The following is an 18109-nucleotide window of genomic DNA, read 5'->3' as shown; positions in this document are numbered from 1 at the left end:
ACCTCCACGGTCGGCTCAGGGTGACCTCAGTATCCTCCGCGCGGCCGGGCTCAGGGGGTGTGGCGCGCGAAGCCGGCCGGCCACTCCGGCCGAAGGAGATCCCGGCCCCCCGGGAAGCGGTCGACCCAAGACCTCCCGGTGTCGCGCGAGGCCGGCCGGCCGAGAGAGGCCGCGGCGTCGTGTGCGGCCGTCAGCCGAGGAGCTCGCGGTGCCAGGCGAGCGCCGAGGTGTCGGTGAGGGAGGCGATCTGGTCGACGACGACGCGCAGCCGCGCGCGGTCGTCGGCGGCCTCTGCGTAGAACCCGCGGAACACCGGGTCGAGGACCCGCGGGGCCTCCCGCACGATCGCGTCGGCCAGTTCGGCGATGAGCTCGCGCTGGCGGGCCTGCAGCGCGCCGTGGTCCGCGCGGCCCATCACGTAGTGCGCCGCGATCCCCTTCAGCACGGCGCACTCCAGCCGCCGTCCGCGCGGCACGACCAGGTCGCCCGCGTACCTCGTGAGGGGCCCGGTGCCGTACGCGTCGTGCGTGGCGTGCTCGGCGGCCCGGCAGAACCTGCCGATCAGCTCGCTCGTGAGGTTCTTCAGCGCGGCGGCGGCGCGCAGCGAGCCGTCGTAGGCGCGCGGCCAGTACGGCTCGGCGAGCAGCTCGGTGAACCGCTCCTCCAGCTCGGCGACCTCCGCGTCACAGTAGAGCCTGGCGGTCAGCTCGCAGACGGCCCGGCGCTCGGCCGGGTCGGCCAGCCGCTCCAGCCGGATATGCCCGGCGTGCAGGCCGTCCTCCAGGTCGTGCACGGAGTAGGCGACGTCGTCGGCCCAGTCCATGACCTGCGCCTCGAAGCACAGCCGCGAGCCGTTCGGGCTGATGGGTCGCTCGCCCTCCTCACTCGCTCCGCGGCCACCTCGTCCCTCGGCACCCACTCCGCTCGCTGCGTCGGGTTCGCTCGCGCTGATGGGTCGCTCGCCCTCCTCACTCGCTCCGCGGCCACCTCGTCCCTCGGCACCCACTCCGCTCGCTGCGTCGGGTTCGCTCCCGGCCCCGGCCCGCAGCCAGGCGAAGACCTGCTCGTCCTCCGCGTAGACGCCGTACTTGGCGCCTTCACCGGCCGGCGCGCTCCGCGGCCAGGGGTACTTCATCGCCGCGTCGAGCGCCGCGCGCGTGAGGTTGAGGCCGACGCTGCGCCCCTCGGGCGCGAACGACTTGGCCTCCAGCCGGGTCAGCAGGCGCAGGCTCTGCGCGTTGCCCTCGAACCCGCCGCACGCGGCGGCGACCTCGTCGAGCACCGCCTCGCCGTTGTGACCGAACGGCGGATGGCCGAGGTCGTGGGACAGGCACGCGACCTCGACCAGGTCGGGGTCGCAGCCGAACGCCTTTCCGAGCTCACGGCCGATCTGCGCGCACTCCAGGGAGTGCGTGAGCCGCGTCCGCGGGCTGTGCTGGCCGCGCTGGTCCCCCGCCGCGGGCTCGACCACCTGCGTCTTCGCCGCCAGCCGACGCAGCGCCGCGCTGTGCAGCACCCGGGCCCGGTCACGTTCGAACGGCGTGCGGCCGCGCCGCTTCGGCGGCTCGGGTGCCCAGCGCGCCGTGTCGTGCTCGGTGTAACCGGTCATCGGAGTCCGAGCGTATCCCGCACGGAGGTACCAGGCGGATCTTGTTCGTCACCGGCAGCCCCTAGAGTGCGGGTCATGCCCGACGGACCGTACCGGCGCAGAAGCGCCCGCGTGCTCCTGCTCGACGACGCCGACCGCGTCCTGCTGCTCCGCCTCCTCCATGACCACCGCCGTCCCAAGCGCGGTCACTACTGGCTCACGCCCGGAGGGGGCGTCGACGACGGCGAGGCCCTCCACGAGGCGGCGGCCCGGGAGCTGCAGGAGGAGATCGGTCTCGTCGTCGCCCCGGAGGACCTCGGAACGCCGGTGGCGACGACGTCCGGGTACGCGGAGTTCAGCTGGGCGAAGGGCCTGTTCCGCGACGACTTCTTCCTCTACCGGGTCACCGCGCACGAGGTCGACACCGGCGGCCTCCAGCCGTACGAGGTGAAGCAGCTCACCGGGCACCGGTGGTGGAGCGTGGACGATCTGGCCGCCACCACGGAGGCCGTCTACCCCTTCGGGCTGGTGCCGTTGCTGCGGGACCTCCTCGCCGGCCGCCGCCCGGCCGAGCCCGTCCTGCTGCCCTGGCACCACTGAGCCGGCGGTTCCGGAGATCGGCCGCGGCGGGTTAGGGTCCTGTTCCCCCCGTCCGTACGTCTCGAGGCAGCATGCTCACCACGTTCCGCGCCGCGGTCGCCGTCGTCCTGCTGGCGGGCTTCTACGTGCTCGTCGCCGTCATCACCGTCGGCACGGTCTTCTTCGACTTCTACGCGGTGAAGTACGGCCACGCGGGCGGTTTCAAGGTCGCTGCGCTGGCCACGTTCGGCGTCCTGGCGATGCTGCGCGGCGTCTTCGTCGTCGGCCGCCGCAGGCACGAGGAGGAGCCCGGCGTCGCGGTGTCCCCCCGCGACGAGCCGGAGTTGTGGCGCACGGTCGCCGAGCTCGCCCACCAGGTGCGGACCCGGGTGCCCGACGAGATCCGCCTCGTCCCCGACGTGAACGCCGCCGTCAGCGAGAACACCCGGCTCCTCGGTCTCATCCCGGGACGGCGCTCCATGTACATCGGCATCCCGCTCATGCTCAGCCTGACCGCCGACGAGATGCGCGCGGTGCTCTGCCACGAGCTCGGGCACTACAGCGGATCGCACACCCGCCTCGGCGGCATCACCTACCGGGGCCGTACGTCGCTGATCAGGACCATCGAAGGGCTGCGGAACCACGCCGTCATCCGCACGATCTTCCTGCTGTACGCCACGCTGTACCTGCGCGTGTCGCAGGCGGTGTCCCGGCGGCAGGAGCTGGAGGCCGACGCCGCGGCCGTCGCCGTCTCCGGGCGGCGGCCGATGGGCGACGCCCTGCGGAAGGTACGGGCGAGCGCGGCGGCCTGGAACTTCTACCTCGCCTCGTACTGCTCGCTGATCGGACCGGCCCAGGCCCGCCCTGCGGACCTGTTCGCCGGGTTCTACACGCTGCTGCGGGAGCCGGGCCGGCAGGAGGAGCTCGCCAAGGTCGTGAACTCGCCCGAGGAACGCTCGCCGTACGACTCGCACCCGAGTCTGGCCGAGCGCCTCGCCGCGATCGCGACGCTGCCGGAGCCCGCCGCCCGTCCCGACTCCCGCCCGGCGCTGGCGCTGCTCGCCGACCCGCAGCGCGCCGCGCTGGCGACGCAGGCGTCGATGCTCACCGAAGAGGCGCTGCGCCTGCCCGTGCTGGACTGGCCGCAGATCGTCGAGCGGGGCCTGTACACCGGAGCGAACGCCGAGGCGATGAAGGACGTCTTCACCGCCGCCGCGCAGGCGGCGAACACGCCGCAGCCGACGGTCGACACGGTCCTGCGGATCCTCGCCGGAGGCGGCGCCGGCGACCTCGGCACCCGCCTCCGGATGGCGGGCTGGCAGGGCGACGACACCCCCGCCCTGGTGGCGCGGGTCGTCGCCCGCGCCTTCGAGGGCCTGCTCATCCAGGCGGGCCGCGCCCGTTACGTCTTCTCCTGGTCCGACATCGCCCGCCTGCGCGACGCCGACGGCGCCGAGGTCGACCTGACCGACCTCGTACGGCGGGCGGTCGACGACCCCGGTCAGGTCAACGCCCTGTACGAGGGCCTGCTCCGCGTGGGCATCACCCCGGTGGCCGCCCCGGTGCCGGACCCCGCTCCGACCGGCGCGGCGCCGGGCGGCGCGATCCCGGGTCCGGGCGCCGTGCCCCCGGCACCCGGGGGAATGGGCCCGGTGCCCGGCTCCGGTCCGCTTCGCTGAGCGCCGAGGATCTTCGTGGCGGGAGCCACGGAATCCTCGGCGGCGTTGTTCGCGGGCACGTGGGTGCTCAGACGGCGAACAGCAGGGCGGCGCTGATGAGCACCATCACGGCGGTGGCGAAGTGGATGCCGAACGCCGTCGCCTTGGTTCCGCCGTGGCGCAGGACGATGAGGGTGTCGCCCAGCGGGGCGATCGCGACGACCAGCATGTACCAGCCGACCGCATGGGCGCTGGAGAACGCGAGCAGGGCCGCGCCGAGGACGCCGTAGGTGAAGTCGCGCAGCCCCTTGATCGTCAGGTACGCGGAGTCTCCGTGCTCTTTGGCCGGCACACCGTAGCCCGCGGCGGCGGCGCGCGGCGCCAGCAGGAAGCGCAGCCCGATGATCAGCACCAGGACGACGAGGACGATGGCGAGCCCGTAGGCGATGGGGGTGAGCATGAGTCTCTCCGATTGCTAGCAGCGCTAGGAACGAGATCGACACTAGCAGAGCAACGGTAGAAGTGCTAGCGATGCTAGGATCGGACCATGGCAATCAAGGAGCGCCGGGAGCGCGAGCGGGCGGAGCGGGAGCGGTTGATCGTCGCGGCGGCACGGGAGCTGGCCGAGGCCGAGGGCTGGGACGCGGTGACCACGCGCCGGCTCGCCGCCGAGATCGAGTACAGCCAGCCGGTCCTCTACAGCCACTTCAAGGGCAAGGACGCCATCATGGCCGCAGTCGCCATCGAAGGCTGCGCCGACCTGGCCGCCGAGCTCCGCGCGGCCCGCACCTCGGCCGCCGACCCGCGCGAGGCCCTCGCCGCGGTCGGCACGGCGTACTGCGCGTTCGCCGACCGGCGCCCCGCGCTGTACGACGCCATGTTCACGCACGCCGTCGACCTGCCGTTCGCCACCCCCGAGGCGCCGCCCGCCCTGCAGGAGGCCTTCGGCGAACTACGCGAGACCGTCCGGCCCCTCGCCGGCGACGACGACCTGGGGACGCTCACCGAGACCTTCTGGAGCGGCCTGCACGGCCTCATGACGCTCATGCGCAACGGCCGCATGCATCGCGAGGGCCACGAGCAACGCCTGGCACTCCTCATCGGCCGCTTCGCCCGCTGAGCCGCGCCCACTGAGTCTGCGCGCTGAGCCCGCGCGCGGAGGCCGCGGCACCGGGCGCCCGGCGGCCGTTCCCGTTCCGGCAGCGGACGGGAACGGCGTGCGGGCTCCCCCTCTCAGGAACGCTCCGGGTGTCAGCCGCTGAAGCCCTTGAAGATGTTGGTGAACTCGTACGTGCTCTGGCTGATGCCGCTGCAGGTCGGCGAGACGGAGCCGTTCGGGCAGCCGCCGTTGTCGCGGCCGACGGACCAGAAGCCGATGGACCCGACATGGTTGGTCTGGGCGTAGCTCAGCAACTGGCGGGCGATGTCCTGCGTGGTGGTCGGGCCCGTGTCGTTCTTACCGATCATCGGAGTGAGGCCGAGCATGCCCTTGAGCTGGGCGTCGCTCTTGCCGGGCCAGACCTGCTTCATCTGCCCGAGCGTGGAGTCGGCCGCGGCGATCAGGGCGTCGCCCCACGATCCGGAGTAGCCGAAGTCCATGAGCATCGGGTTGACGGTGACGTTCAGGCCGCGGGAGGCGGCGTCCTGCAGGATCTGCACCGAGAACGGGTCGACGCCGTAGTCCGAGGACTGCACGCGCAACGTGTACGTGACTGCGGTGCCGCGTGCGCTCTGCAACTGCTTCAGGGCGGTGTTGACCTGCGCGACCGGGATGGACGCCTCGACGTCGACGTCGATGCGGTTGCTGCCGACGGCGTCGAGCGCCTTCTCGTAGGCGGCGAGCAGCGCGGAGGAGCTGCCGCAGGTGTTCTCCAGGTACGGCCCGACCGCGCCGCCGGTCGCGACCGTGACGTCACCGCCGACGCTCTTGAGGTCGTTGACCTCGCCGATGACGCGTGAGTCGTTCAGCGGGATCGTGCCGCCCCACGACGGGTTGCACCCGGTGCTGTCGGCGAGCGCGAACGCGAGGGTGAAGTGCTTCTGCCCGGTCGCCGTCGCCACATCCTTCAGCGTCGGGCTGGCCATCGTGATGTCGACGTACGGCGAGAACCGGCCGCCGCCGGTGCCGCCGCCTCCCCCGCCACCGGCGGCGTCGGTGGTGGCGCTGACCGTGGCGCTGTAGGCGGAGAAGTTCCCGGCGGCGTCTTTGGCCCGGACCTTGAAGGAGTACGACGTCGAGGCGGCCAGCCCCGACACCGTCGCACTCGTCCCCGACACCGTCACGGCCAGAGACGAGCCCTGGTAGACCTCATAACCGGTGACCCCGACGTTGTCCGTCGAAGCCGTCCAGGACAACGACACACTGGAGGAGGTGTGCCCCGTCACCGTCAAGCCGGCCGGCGCACTCGGCGGCTGCGTATCCGAGCCCCCGCCACCACCTCCACCACCGTCGCAGGCCGCGCCGTTCAGCATGCAGCCCGACGGCGTGCCACTGCCCGACACCACGAACCCGAACGACACCGACCCGCCCGCCGGGACCGAGGCGTTGTAGTCCCGGTTCTCGAACGTGTAATGCGACCCCGACTGGGTCAACAGCGCGTCCCAGTAGGTGCCCACCGACGAACCCGACGGCAGGTCGAACGCCACCGTCCAGCCGTTGATCGCCGACGAACCGTTGTTCGTGACCGTGAACTGGGCCTGGTAACCGCTCCCCCAGTCCGACGTCTTGGCGAACGTCGCCGTGTTCGCCGCCGCGTACGCCGAAACGGCGGTCAGCACGACGGCGAGGGGCAGGAGCAGCACTCCGACGACCAGGGACGCGATCCTGGATCTCTTCAAGGCGGGGAACCTCTCTCGTGGGCCGGCTTCGGATGGAGGCCGGCTCCCGGCCGCGCCGGCGGGAGGAACGACCGGGAGCCGGAGCTCAACCGGTGAACTGACCGATGATCTTGGCGAAGTCGTACGGCTGCTGCGTGACGCCGCTGCACTTGCCGTCCGCCCAGCCGGTGGTGCCGGTGCACTGCCGGTCCCGGTTCAGCGACCAGAACGACAGCCGGCCGAGGTGGTGCTGCTGCGCGTAGCCGAGCAGCGTACGGAAGGTGTCCTGGGTGAACAGCTCGCTGGGCTGGTCGGTGTGGCCGTTCATCAGGATGAGGCCGGTACGGGCGTAGATGCTCGTGTCGGACAGGTCGGGACGCAGCGCGGCGAGCTGGGTGTGCGCGGCCTCCATCACCTTCTGCACGTCGGCGGCCATGGACGCCGCCGGGCCTCCGTAGTCGAACGCCATGACGGCGTACATGTCGATGTCGGCTCCGTTGTCCTTGGCGCGCTGGATCTCGGCCTTGTCCAGGTCGCTGAGGCCGACGGTCGTCACCGGCATGGTGAGGGAGACCTCGAGCGCGCGGCCGGCGGCGGCCGCGTTCTGCTTGAGGATCCTGATGGCCTGGAAGCGCCGTGTCTCGCCGGCGACGTCGCCGAGGTCGTCGCCCTCGATGTCGAAGTCGACGTGGGTGAGGGAGTACTTGTCGATCACCTGCTGGTACGCCTGGGCCAGCGACGCGGCGTCGGAGCAGGCGGCGCCGAGTTCGAGCCCGTTGTAGCCGCCGAAGGAGACCGCGACGTCGCCACCCGCCGCGCGTACGGCGTCGACCTGGGCCTTGACGGCGGTGTCCGAGGAGACCGTGAGGCCGGCGTCGCCGTCCCAGGTCGGGGTGCAGCCTCCGCCGTTGGGGGCGAGGACGAAGGCGAGGACCAGCGACTTCACGCCGCTGCCGGAGACGATCGCGGAGATCGGCTGCGGGTCGTTGTCGAGGGGCATGAAGTACGGGGCCGCCCGCAGGCCCCCGGACGGAGGCGGCGGCGTGGTGCCACCGGCGTCGGTGGTCGCGCTGATCGTGGCGCTGTAGGCGGAGAAGTTCCCGGCGGCGTCTTTGGCCCGGACCTTGAAGGAGTACGACGTCGAGGCGGCCAGCCCCGACACCGTCGCACTCGTCCCCGACACCGTCACGGCCAGAGACGAGCCCTGGTAGACCTCATAACCGGTGACCCCGACGTTGTCCGTCGAAGCCGTCCAGGACAACGACACACTGGAGGAGGTGTGCCCCGTCACCGTCAAGCCGGCCGGCGCACTCGGCGGCTGCGTATCCGAGCCCCCGCCACCACCTCCACCACCGTCGCAGGCCGCGCCGTTCAGCATGCAGCCCGACGGCGTGCCACTGCCCGACACCACGAACCCGAACGACACCGACCCGCCCGCCGGGACCGAGGCGTTGTAGTCCCGGTTCTCGAACGTGTAATGCGACCCCGACTGGGTCAACAGCGCGTCCCAGTAGGTGCCCACCGACGAACCCGACGGCAGGTCGAACGCCACCGTCCAGCCGTTGATCGCCGACGAACCGTTGTTCGTGACCGTGAACTGGGCCTGGTAACCGCTCCCCCAGTCCGACGTCTTGGCGAACGCGGCGGTGAGCGATCCGGCGGCGTGGGCGCGCCCGGTGGTCAGGACGCCGAGTACGAGGAGACAGGCGGCGAGGATGGTCAGGGCACGCGGGCGAACACGCACGGGTCCTCCTTGCGGGCGCCCGCGCACAGGCGCGGGCGGGGTCGCGTCCGGCGGTCAGAACCCTGTCGCTGTCGTTCGGGCGAGCCCCCGGAGGCTTGCGCCTGCGCCGTACCTGAAGCGGCAGTCGATCCGAGTAAGCCCGATGCGAACCGGAGCCGTCAATACCTTTAGGAAGGTTTCCTAATTGAGAAGACCCGGCCCCGGCGGACCGCTCGTCAGCGCCTAGACCACGCGGCGCCCGATCCGACCGAAAGGACGAATCGGACGGCCCGAAATCCGCCGTCTCAGCCGATGTCCCGGGCGTTGAGGTCAGGATGGTCCGGATCGATGTGCCAGCTGTTGACCCGGCCGGGGTGGATGCGGATGACCTCGTTGCTGAAGAACCCCGGCGCCAGGGGCGGCTCCTCGACGGCGAGGGTCTCGGCGTTCCCCCGGATCTCGACGCCGCGGCCCCAGCCGGGCCTGACGGCACCCGGCTCGTCGGGCGTCATGTCGTCCACGACGAACGCCACCACCGGATTGGCCTGGACGTTGCGGTATTTCTGGCTGCCGCTCAGGTTCGGGCCGCCGATGTCGATCGTGTCGTCCTCGTTCAGGCGGAAGCCGACCGGCCGCACCTGGACGGTCCCGTCGGCGGCGACGGTGGCCAGGCGGCCGAGGCTCTGCCCGGCCAGATACGCGCGTTCCCTGTCAGTGAAAATCATGATCCGAGGCTAGAACCTCGACCTCGCTTGAGATCAAATCCCGGAGGCGTCAGGAGTCGCCGTGCCAGCGGCCGATGAAGACGTACCAGAGGTAGCCGCCCGTCTCGCGGACGATGTAGTGGAACTGGGTGTCCCGGCTGCCGACGGTGGGCCCACTGCGGGTCGGCGAGGTGACCGCCTTGATCCCGTTGTCGTCGGCCATCGTCCGGGAACGGAGCGCATGCCAGGGGTCGGTGACGATGACGGCGGTGTGCCAGCCCTGCCGCTTGTACTCCTTCCCCACGTCGATCATGCTCTGCAGGGTGTCACTGCCGCTGCGCACCGCGACGATCCGGTCGTTGGGCACCCCGTGCTCGTTCAGCCACGCCTTGCCGGTGCCGGCCTCGGTGTAGTTGTCTCCGGGCCGGTTGCCGCCGACGGTGACGATGTGCGGGGCCACGCCCTCGCGGTAGAGCTTCAGGGCGTGCGTCAGCCGCCACTCGAGCACGGCCGAGGGCTTGCCGTTGTACTGCGCCGCGCCGAGCACGATGATCGCGTCGGAGCGCCGGTGGTCGTCCTGCCTCGCGACGTACCACACGCGGAACCCGGCGAACAGCGGCGTCCCGATGATCAGGACGAGCAGCAGGTAGACGACCCGCCGCACCCACCGCCAGCGGGAGCGCCGGCGCGGCCGGCCTCCTCCCTCGTCCCCGCCACCCGCGGGTTCCTCGCCGTCGCGCCGGCGGGTGTACTCGCGGGGCCGTTCGAGGACGCTCGTCTCTCCGTCCCGAGGTGCCTCGCCGTCGCGTTCGCCGAGGACGGTCGTCCCCTCGTCCCGGGGCGCCTCCCCGTCGCGTTCGCCGAGGACGCTCGTCCCGTCGTCGCGTGAGCCCTCGCCGTCGCGGCGCCGGCCGGGCAGATCCTGCCGCGTCGGGTCCGGCCGCCACTGCGGCAGGTCGCTCCGGGTCCGTGCCGGTTCGGCCGGGACACGCGTGGCGTCCCGGCCGAATTCGACCGTCGGCTCGCCGCGGTCAGGCTGCTCGGTGATCGCTCCTCCGTCTCGCACGACCCGTTAGACGCGGTCGACCGGGTCGGTGGTTCAGCGACTGTCGCTCCCTGACGACTGTATAGCCGCCCGGCCGGCCTCCAGCCGCGCGACCGGGACCCGGAACGGCGAGCAGGACACGTAGTCCAGGCCGACCTCGTGGAAGAAGTGGACCGAGTCGGGGTCGCCGCCGTGCTCGCCACAGATGCCGAGCTTGAGGTCCGGACGGGTCTCGCGCCCCTTCTCGGCGGCCACCCGTACGAGCCGTCCGACGCCGTCGACGTCGAGGGTCTCGAACGGGGACACGCCGAAGATGCCCAGCTCCAGGTAGCGGCTGAAGAACGCCGCCTCCACGTCGTCGCGGGAGAATCCCCACGTCGTCTGGGTGAGGTCGTTGGTGCCGAAGGAGAAGAACTCCGCCGCCTCGGCGATCTGCCCGGCCGTGAGCGCGGCGCGCGGCAGCTCGATCATGGTGCCGATCGGCGCCTCGACACCGACCTTCCGCAGCACCTCCTCGGCCTGGTCCCGGATGAGCTCGAGCTCCTGGACGGCGACGACCAGCGGGATCATGATCTCCGGGCGCGGGTCCCGGCCCGCGGCCTTCTGCTCCGCCGCCGCCTCGGCGATCGCGCTGACCTGCATGGCGAACAGGCCGGGGATGACGACGCCGAGCCGTACGCCGCGCAGGCCGAGCATCGGATTCTCCTCGTGCAGCCGGCGTACGGCGTCGAGGAGCCTGCGCTCGTCGTCGGAGGCGTCCCCGGTGGCCACCTTGACCGACAGCTCGGTGAGGTCGGGCAGGAACTCGTGCAGCGGAGGGTCGATCAGGCGGATCGTGACCGGGCTGCCGTCCATCGCCTCGAAGATCTCGGCGAAGTCCTGTTTCTGCAGCGGCTTGAGCGCGTCGAGGGCGGCCTGCCGGGCCTCCTCCGTCTCGGCGAGGATGAGGTCCTCCACGAGCTGCCGCCGGTCGCCGAGGAACATGTGCTCGGTGCGGCACAGGCCGATCCCCTTCGCGCCGAACCGCCGGGCCCGCGCGGCGTCGGCGGCCGTGTCGGCGTTGGCGCGTACGTCGAGGCGGCGGCGCGTGTCCGCGTGGGTCATGATCTTGTGTACGGACCCGACCAGCTCGTCGCCGTCCTCCACCGACAGCGTCCCCTCGAAGTACTGCACCACCGGGGAGTCGACGACGGGGACCTCGCCGAGGTAGACCGCGCCGGAGGACCCGTCGATCGAGATGACGTCGCCCTCGGAGATCGTCACGCCGCCGGGCGCGGTGACCTTCCCCGCCCGTACGTCGACCTCGAGCTCCTCGGCGCCGCAGACGCAGGTCTTGCCCATGCCGCGGGCGACGACGGCGGCGTGCGAGGTCTTGCCGCCGCGGGAGGTGAGGATGCCGCGGGAGGCGATCATGCCGTCGAGGTCGTCGGGGTTGGTCTCGCGGCGGATGAGGATGACGTCCTCGCCCTGCTCGGCCAGTTCGACGGCGCGGGCGGAGGAGAAGACGGCCTTGCCCACCGCCGCGCCGGGCGAGGCGTTCATGCCCTGGGCGATCTTCTCGGCCTTGGCGTCGTCGGCGAAGCGGGGGAACATCAGCTGGACGAGCTGGTCGCCGGTGACCCGGCTGACGGCCTCGTCCTCGTCGATGAGGCCCTGCTCGACGAGCTGGCAGGCGATGCGGAACGCCGCGGCGGCGGTCCGCTTGCCGACGCGGGTCTGCAGCATCCACAGCTTGCCACGCTCGATGGTGAACTCGATGTCGCACAGGTCGCGGTAGTGGTTCTCCAGCGTCTCCATGATCTGCAGGAGCTCGTCGTAGGAGCGCTTGTCGATCCGCTCCAGCTCCGCCAGCGGCACGGTGTTGCGGATGCCGGCGACGACGTCCTCGCCCTGGGCGTTCTGCAGGTAGTCGCCGTAGATGCCCTGGTGGCCGCTCGCGGGGTCACGGGTGAAGGCGACGCCGGTGCCGGAGTCCATGCCCAGGTTGCCGAAGACCATCGCGACGATGTTGACCGCGGTGCCCAGGTCGGCGGGGATGCGCTCCTGGCGGCGGTAGAGGATGGCGCGCGGGGCGTTCCAGGACTCGAAGACGGCCTTGACGGCCAGGTCCATCTGCTCGCGCGGATCGGTGGGGAAGTCACGGCCCGCGTGCTCGCGGACGATGCCCTTGAAGGTCTGGACGAGGCCCTTGAAGTCGGCGGCGTCCAGGTCGAGGTCGTTGTCGACGCCCTTCGCGCGCTTGGCGTTCTCGAGGGCGTCCTCGAAGTGCTCGCCGTCGATGTCCAGGACCGTCTTGCCGAACATCTGAATGAGCCGCCGGTAGGAGTCCCAGGCGAACCGCTCGTCCCCGGCGCGCTCGGCGAGCCCGTGCACGGACTCGTCGTTGAGGCCGACGTTGAGGACGGTCTCCATCATTCCCGGCATCGAGAACTTGGCGCCGGAGCGCACGCTGACGAGCAGCGGGTCGTCGGCCTGGCCCAGGCGCTTGCCCATCTGCTTCTCGAGCGCGTCGAGGTAGCGGTCGATCTCCTGGTCCAGGCCGTCCGGAACGCTTCCGTGCTCGAGGTAGTGCCGGCAGGCTTCGGCCGTGATCGTGAATCCCGGCGGAACGGGAAGGCCGAGATTCGTCATCTCGGCCAGGTTCGCCCCTTTGCCCCCCAGCAGATCTTTCAGGTCCTTGTTGCCCTCGGTGAAGTCGTACACGTACTTCGGCATGGGAGACTCTTTTCCCTCCGGTCCGCGCTGAATGCGGCGACTCTACCCAGCTCTCGGTGAAACGATCGTCACTGTCAGCGCTCGCCGATCTTTGCGCAGGTCAGCACCGGTGTAGTGGTCTATTCCAATACCGACATTCCCCCCATTCGACCCCAATAGCCCTCGCCGGGCAGCGCGGCGTGTGCGTAACATGCCACTGCTGCGCGATGATGTGCCGATGAGGCCTGTGACCAATCCCGGGGCTGGTGAGGCGTTCGCGCCGATCGCCGATTACGGGTTCCTGTCCGACACCGAGACCACCGCGCTGGTGGCCCCGAGCGGCAACATCGAGTGGATGTGCCTGCCGCGCATGGACTCCCCGAGCGTCTTCGGCTCGCTGCTCGATCGCGACGCCGGGTACTTCCGCGTCGGACCCGCGGGTATCGAGGTGCCCGCCGCCCGCCGCTACATCCCCGGCACGATGGTGCTGGAGACGACCTGGTGGACGCCGGGCGGCTGGCTCGTGGTGCTCGACGCCCTGCTCATGGGGCCCTGGCACCATGAGGACCAGCGGTCCCACACCCACCGCCGCGCCCCGACCGACTACGACTCCGACCACGTGCTGCTGCGCGTGATCCGCTGTGAGAACGGCCAGGCGCAGGTCCGCCTCGACTGTATGCCGATCTTCGATTACGGCCGGGAGAGCGCCAAGTGGGAGCACGCCGGCGTCGGCTACCACGAGGCCGTGGCCCGGGGGAACGGCATCGAGCTGCGGCTCACCAGTGACCTGAACATCGGGTTCGAGGGTTCGCTCGCCACGGCCCGTACGCTCATCAAGGAGGGCGAGAGCCGCTTCGTCGCGCTGTCGTGGAGCGAGCACCGGCCGCCGCAGTCGTGCGAGGAGGCCCAGGAGCGGCTCACCTGGACCGTCCACCACTGGCAGCACTGGCTCGACCGCGGCCGCTTCCCCGACCACCCCTGGCGGGCGCACCTGCAGCGCAGCGCGCTGACGCTCAAGGGCCTGACGTACGCGCCGACGGGCGCGGTCGCGGCGGCGGCGACCACCTCGCTGCCGGAGACGCCGGGCGGCGACCGCAACTGGGACTACCGCTACACCTGGATCCGCGACTCGACCATGGCCCTGTGGGCCTTCTACACGCTGGGCTTCGACTGGGAGGCCAACGACTTCTTCCACTTCATCACCGACGTGGCCGAGGCCGCCAACGGGCACCTGCAGATCATGTACGGCGTCGACGGCCGCGCCGAGCTGGAGGAGTCCACGCTCGACCACCTCCACGGCTACGACGGGGCGCGCCCCGTGCGCATCGGCAACGGGGCCTACACCCAGGCGCAGCACGACGTCTGGGGTGCGATCATCGGATCGATCTACCTGTACGTCCGCAAGCGTGACCGGCTCGACGACCGGCTGTGGGGGATCATCGTCAAGCAGGTCGAGGCCGCTCTCCAGCACTGGCGCAAGCCCGACCGGGGCATGTGGGAGGTACGCGGCGAGCCGCAGCACTTCACCTCGTCCAAGCTCTTCTGCTGGCTCGCCGCCCATCGGGGCTCCCAGCTCGCACGGATCCGCGGCGACGAGGAGCGGGCGAAGCGCTGGCGGGACGCCGCGGACGAGATGCACGCCGACATCCTCGCGAACGCCGTCGACGAGCGCGGGGTCTTCGTCCAGCACTACGGCACCAAGGCGCTCGACGCGTCCGTGCTGCTCATCCCCATGCTCGGCTTCCTGCCGGCGGACGACAAGCGGGTCCGTGAGACGGTGTTCGCGATCGCCGACGAGCTGACCCAGGACGACCTCGTCCTGCGCTACCGGACGACGGACACGGACGACGGGTTCGACTCCGAGGAGGGGACGTTCACGATCTGCTCGTTCTGGCTGGTGTCCTCCCTGGTCCTGATCGGCGAGTTGGAGCGTGCCAAGACCCTGTGCGAGAAGCTGCTGTCGTACGCCAGCCCGCTCCAGCTGTACGCCGAGGAGATCGACGCGCACAGCGGACGGCACCTGGGCAACTTCCCGCAGGCGTTCACCCACCTGGCCCTGATCAACGCGGTGATGCACGTGATCCGGGCGGAGGAGGAGCTGCGCGAGGTGCCGCGCATCTGACGATCCGCGAAAAGCCAAATCATAAAAGGTAACAGATACAGCAAATATTGAGAAAGGTCCGAGTTGCGGCCATAAGCGGGCATTGACCGATACGACGGTGAACCCTACCGTTCAGTAACGGCCCCGCCAGGCCCCAGCGCGAACCCGGTGCCGGTTCCCCCCTCCCGGCACCGGGTCGCCGGAATCAGTCCGCCCGCTCCAGCACGAGCGCGACCGGCGTCGCCGTGAACACGCTCGACCAGGTCCCGACGAGGATCCCGGCCAGCAGCGCCACCGCGAAGTCGGTCAGCGAGTCGCCCCCGAACACCGCCAGCGCCGCCAGGATGAACAGCGCGCCCATACCGGTGTTGACCGTACGCGGCACGGTCTGCAGCGCCGCGCGGTTCGCCACACGGGCGAACGGCGCCTCCGGCTCCGCCGCCCGCAGCTCCCGGATCCGGTCGAAGACCACCACCGAGTCGTTCACCGAGTAGCCGATGATCGTGAGCAGCGAGGCGAGGAAGATCCCGTCGACGGGCCGGCCCGTCCAGGCGAACAGCCCCGTGACGATGACGACGTCGTGCAGCATCGCCAGCACCGCCCCCGCCCCGAACGTCCACCGGAACCGGATCGCCAGGTAGACGGGCTGCCCGCCGAGCGCGGCGCCCAGCGCGATCACCGCCTTGTTCCGCAGCTCACTGCCCATGCTCGGCCCGACCCTCTCGTCGCGCTGCTTGGTCACCGTCCCGCCGTCGTGCCGGAGCGCCTCCTGGATGCGGTGTTCCTGCTGGTCACTGAGGTTCTGCGTACGGACGGACACGCCGTCCCCGCCGGACGCCTGGACGACGGCGTGCGGGAACCCGGCATCCGACACGGCCCGGCGCGCGGTGTCCGCGTCGACCGCCCGGCTCGTGGAGTACTCGACGAGCCGGCCCCCGGTGAACTCCACCCCGAGGTTCAGCCCGCGCACGGTGATCCCGGTGATCGCCAGCAGCACCGCGACCGCCGACACGGACAGCCAGAGCCGGCGGCGCCCCATCAGGTCCAGGCTCCGCCGCTCGGTCCACCGCCGCACCCGCCCGGCGCCGGCCAGCCCCGTCAGCGACGGCCGCGCCGCGACGGGCCGCCGGCCGGCCGCCCACTCGGCGAGCACCCGCGTGACCAGCAATGCCGACACGAACGAGGCCAGGACCCCGATCGACAGCGTGATGCCGAACCCGCGGACCTCCCCCGAGGCGAGATAGAACAGCAGGCCGGCGGCGAGCAGTGTCGTCATGTTCGAATCCGCGATGGCCGACCAGGCGTTGCGGAAGCCCCGGCCCAGCGCCGGCCGCACTCCCCTGCGCGGCAGCGCGGCGTACTCCTCCCGCGCCCGCTCGAAGACCAGCACGTTGGCGTCGACCGCCATGCCGATGGCCAGCACGAACCCGGCCAGCCCCGGCAGCGTGAGCGTCGCGCCCATCGCGCTGAGCGCGGCGTACGAGATCAGCGCGTACGAGGCGAGCGCCACCGTGGCGACCACGCCCATCAGGCGGTACACCCAGATCACGAACAACGCCGTGAGCAGGACCCCGATCACCGCGGCGTGGGCGCTCGCGTCGATCGCCGCCGCCCCGAGGGTCGGCCCGACCGTACGCTGCTCGACGACGCCGACCGGCACCGGCAGCGCCCCGCCCTGGATCAGCGCCGCGAGGTCCTTGGCCTCCTTCTCCGTGAACCGCCCGGTGATCTGCGTCGATCCGCCGGTGATGCCGGTCCCGCAACGTACGCTCGGGTCGACCTGCGGCGACGAGATGACCTTGTCGTCGAGGAGAATGGCCACCCGCCGTGCCGGATCACCCGGCGCGGCGCAGGCCGCCTTCGCGGTCAGCCGCTGCCACGCCGCGTCATGACGGAAGCCGACCGACACGAACCAGCCGCGCAGGTCCTGCGGATCGAATCCGGCCTGCGCCCTGCCGACGTCCTCCCCGGTCAGCGCGACGGGCCCGAGCCGTACCGGCTGCCCCCTCTCGTCGGACACGGCCTGCCCGCCGCCGGCCACCACGGGGCGGAAGGACAACTGCGCGGTACGCCCGATGACCGCCATGGCCTGCCGGGTGTCCTGCACACCGGGCAGTTCGACGATGATGCGCTGGTCGCCGGAACGGGTCAGCGTCGGCTCGGACAACCCGAGCGCGTCGATCCGCTTGCGCAGCACCTCCACGGCGCGGTCGGTGGACCCCCGATCGGCCTTCGCGTACGGGGAGTCGTGGGTCTGCAACACGATCTGAGTGCCACCGCGCAGGTCGAGTCCGAGACGCGGAGACGTGGTGAGGGCGATGAGAACTGAGGCGGCGATGATGGCGAACGCCAAGAGCGCTCGCGTCGCCGTGGCACGAGAAATGGGAAGCCTCCATACGGGCCGGCCCGGGTGAACCGGGCCACGGGTGGACCCGCCGTGGCCGTCAGGCGCGGCGGGACAGGGATCAGGAACCCGTGATGGAAGGCGGCCCGCGCCCACGCGGAGTGAGCGCCGTGGCCTGACGCAGCAGCGCCGGAGGGTCACCGGCGGTCCCGATGAGGGGCTGATCGATCCCGATCGTCGCGTGGCCGGGAAGGATCGCCGACGCCTCGGACGTCGCCCGTCGCGTCGGCGAGATCTTCGCGGCCGTACGGGCGCGCACGTTGGATCTCGTGACCACCACGACGGCGCCGGACACGGTCGCCGCCGCGGTGTGGAGCGTGGCCGAGGCGCCGGGCGTCTCGGCCACCGTCGCCGAGGCAGGCGACGCCGGGTCAGCGGGCGGCGGGGCGACCACCGAGGCCGATGCGGAAACCGCCGGAACGGCCCGCTGCGAGACCGCCGCTTCGGCGACGGGACCGAGCACGATCCCCAGAACGCCGAAGAGAAGGACCAATACTCGGAGGCCACGGGTCATGCGTTCGGTCACGCCCGCCCCTCCGCCGCCGATGATCTTCCGGCGCCCACCGTAACCGACGCCCGCTCCCGCGACATCCGATTCGTCCACCCCGAGCGGAACGACGCCGACGATCGGATCGACCGTCAGCTCCACTTCGACCCGCGCGCTGTCGCGCGCCTGAACACGCCGCGTCCTCCGAGCGCTTTGCACGCCCAGCTGGGGTGCCGCGCTCAGCAGCGCACGCGACACAAGACGTTGCCGCCGCCGTTGACCGGCGAAACCCGGTCATCCGGACTCAGG

Annotated in this window: 13 protein-coding genes; 4 read left to right on the top strand and 9 right to left on the bottom strand. The window is 71.2% G+C overall.

Annotated elements, in window-relative coordinates; translation table 11 throughout:
* Nucleotides 1–190: 190 nt before the first annotated feature.
* Nucleotides 191–1609 carry a deoxyguanosinetriphosphate triphosphohydrolase family protein gene (locus NDW01_RS00920; RefSeq protein ID WP_252815642.1) on the bottom strand — a complete coding sequence of 473 codons (1419 nt, stop codon included), beginning with the start codon at nucleotides 1607–1609 and terminating at the stop codon, nucleotides 191–193.
* A 75-nt stretch (nucleotides 1610–1684) separates the two neighbouring features.
* Here NDW01_RS00920 and NDW01_RS00915 point away from each other — a divergent pair, with 75 nt between their 5' ends.
* Nucleotides 1685–2188 (top strand): NUDIX hydrolase, encoded by a 504-nt coding sequence (locus NDW01_RS00915; protein ID WP_252815641.1) that lies wholly within the window; start codon nucleotides 1685–1687, stop codon nucleotides 2186–2188.
* Between the two features lie 71 nt (nucleotides 2189–2259).
* A complete protein-coding gene (locus NDW01_RS00910) occupies nucleotides 2260–3846 on the top strand; it encodes a M48 family metallopeptidase (RefSeq protein WP_252815640.1) in 1587 nt (528 codons plus the stop codon).
* A 67-nt stretch (nucleotides 3847–3913) separates the two neighbouring features.
* On the opposite strand, the gene NDW01_RS00905 is transcribed toward NDW01_RS00910, so the two are convergent.
* Complete coding sequence (locus tag NDW01_RS00905) at nucleotides 3914–4285, bottom strand: DUF4267 domain-containing protein (RefSeq protein ID WP_252815626.1); 372 nt, start codon at nucleotides 4283–4285, stop codon at nucleotides 3914–3916.
* Between the two features lie 87 nt (nucleotides 4286–4372).
* On the opposite strand from NDW01_RS00905, the gene NDW01_RS00900 reads away from it, so the two are divergent.
* On the top strand, nucleotides 4373–4945 hold the full coding sequence (locus NDW01_RS00900; protein ID WP_252815624.1) for a TetR/AcrR family transcriptional regulator: 573 nt from the start codon (nucleotides 4373–4375) through the stop codon (nucleotides 4943–4945).
* Between the two features lie 131 nt (nucleotides 4946–5076).
* Here the strand turns inward: NDW01_RS00900 and NDW01_RS00895 are convergent, their stop codons facing one another.
* From NDW01_RS00895 to ppdK, 5 genes are all read right to left on the bottom strand, one after another.
* Complete coding sequence (locus tag NDW01_RS00895; RefSeq protein WP_252815622.1) at nucleotides 5077–6663, bottom strand: cellulose binding domain-containing protein; 1587 nt, start codon at nucleotides 6661–6663, stop codon at nucleotides 5077–5079.
* A gap of 85 nt (nucleotides 6664–6748) precedes the next feature.
* On the bottom strand, nucleotides 6749–8386 hold the full coding sequence (locus tag NDW01_RS00890) for a cellulose binding domain-containing protein (protein WP_252815620.1): 1638 nt from the start codon (nucleotides 8384–8386) through the stop codon (nucleotides 6749–6751).
* A gap of 284 nt (nucleotides 8387–8670) precedes the next feature.
* Nucleotides 8671–9090, bottom strand: coding sequence for a PPOX class F420-dependent oxidoreductase (locus tag NDW01_RS00885; protein WP_252815617.1), 420 nt, complete (start codon nucleotides 9088–9090; stop codon nucleotides 8671–8673).
* A 49-nt stretch (nucleotides 9091–9139) separates the two neighbouring features.
* Nucleotides 9140–10135: a YdcF family protein gene (locus NDW01_RS43640; protein WP_252815615.1), complete on the bottom strand. Its 996-nt coding sequence runs from the start codon at nucleotides 10133–10135 to the stop codon at nucleotides 9140–9142.
* 33 nt (nucleotides 10136–10168) lie between these two features.
* Nucleotides 10169–12829, bottom strand: a complete 2661-nt coding sequence (ppdK, locus tag NDW01_RS00875) for a pyruvate, phosphate dikinase (protein ID WP_252815613.1) — start codon at nucleotides 12827–12829, stop codon at nucleotides 10169–10171.
* A gap of 217 nt (nucleotides 12830–13046) precedes the next feature.
* On the opposite strand from ppdK, the gene NDW01_RS00870 reads away from it, so the two are divergent.
* The gene (locus tag NDW01_RS00870) at nucleotides 13047–14930 is read left to right on the top strand and encodes a glycoside hydrolase family 15 protein (RefSeq protein WP_252815611.1); all 1884 of its coding nucleotides are present in this window, start codon (nucleotides 13047–13049) and stop codon (nucleotides 14928–14930) included.
* 184 nt (nucleotides 14931–15114) lie between these two features.
* On the opposite strand, the gene secD is transcribed toward NDW01_RS00870, so the two are convergent.
* Together secD and NDW01_RS00860 are read right to left on the bottom strand one after the other, a co-directional pair.
* Complete coding sequence (gene secD, locus NDW01_RS00865) at nucleotides 15115–17262, bottom strand: protein translocase subunit SecD (RefSeq protein WP_252815609.1); 2148 nt, start codon at nucleotides 17260–17262, stop codon at nucleotides 15115–15117.
* Between the two features lie 112 nt (nucleotides 17263–17374).
* Entirely contained in the window at nucleotides 17375–17839 is a 465-nt protein-coding gene (locus NDW01_RS00860) for a hypothetical protein (RefSeq protein ID WP_252815607.1), read from the bottom strand.
* Nucleotides 17840–18109: the final 270 nt, after the last annotated feature.

The organism is Actinoallomurus soli (assembly GCF_024055715.1).
GTDB classification, from domain to species: domain Bacteria; phylum Actinomycetota; class Actinomycetes; order Streptosporangiales; family Streptosporangiaceae; genus Actinoallomurus; species Actinoallomurus soli.
The sequence above is the reverse complement of the archived record's forward strand: the minus strand, read 5'-3'. Positions and strand labels throughout refer to the sequence as shown.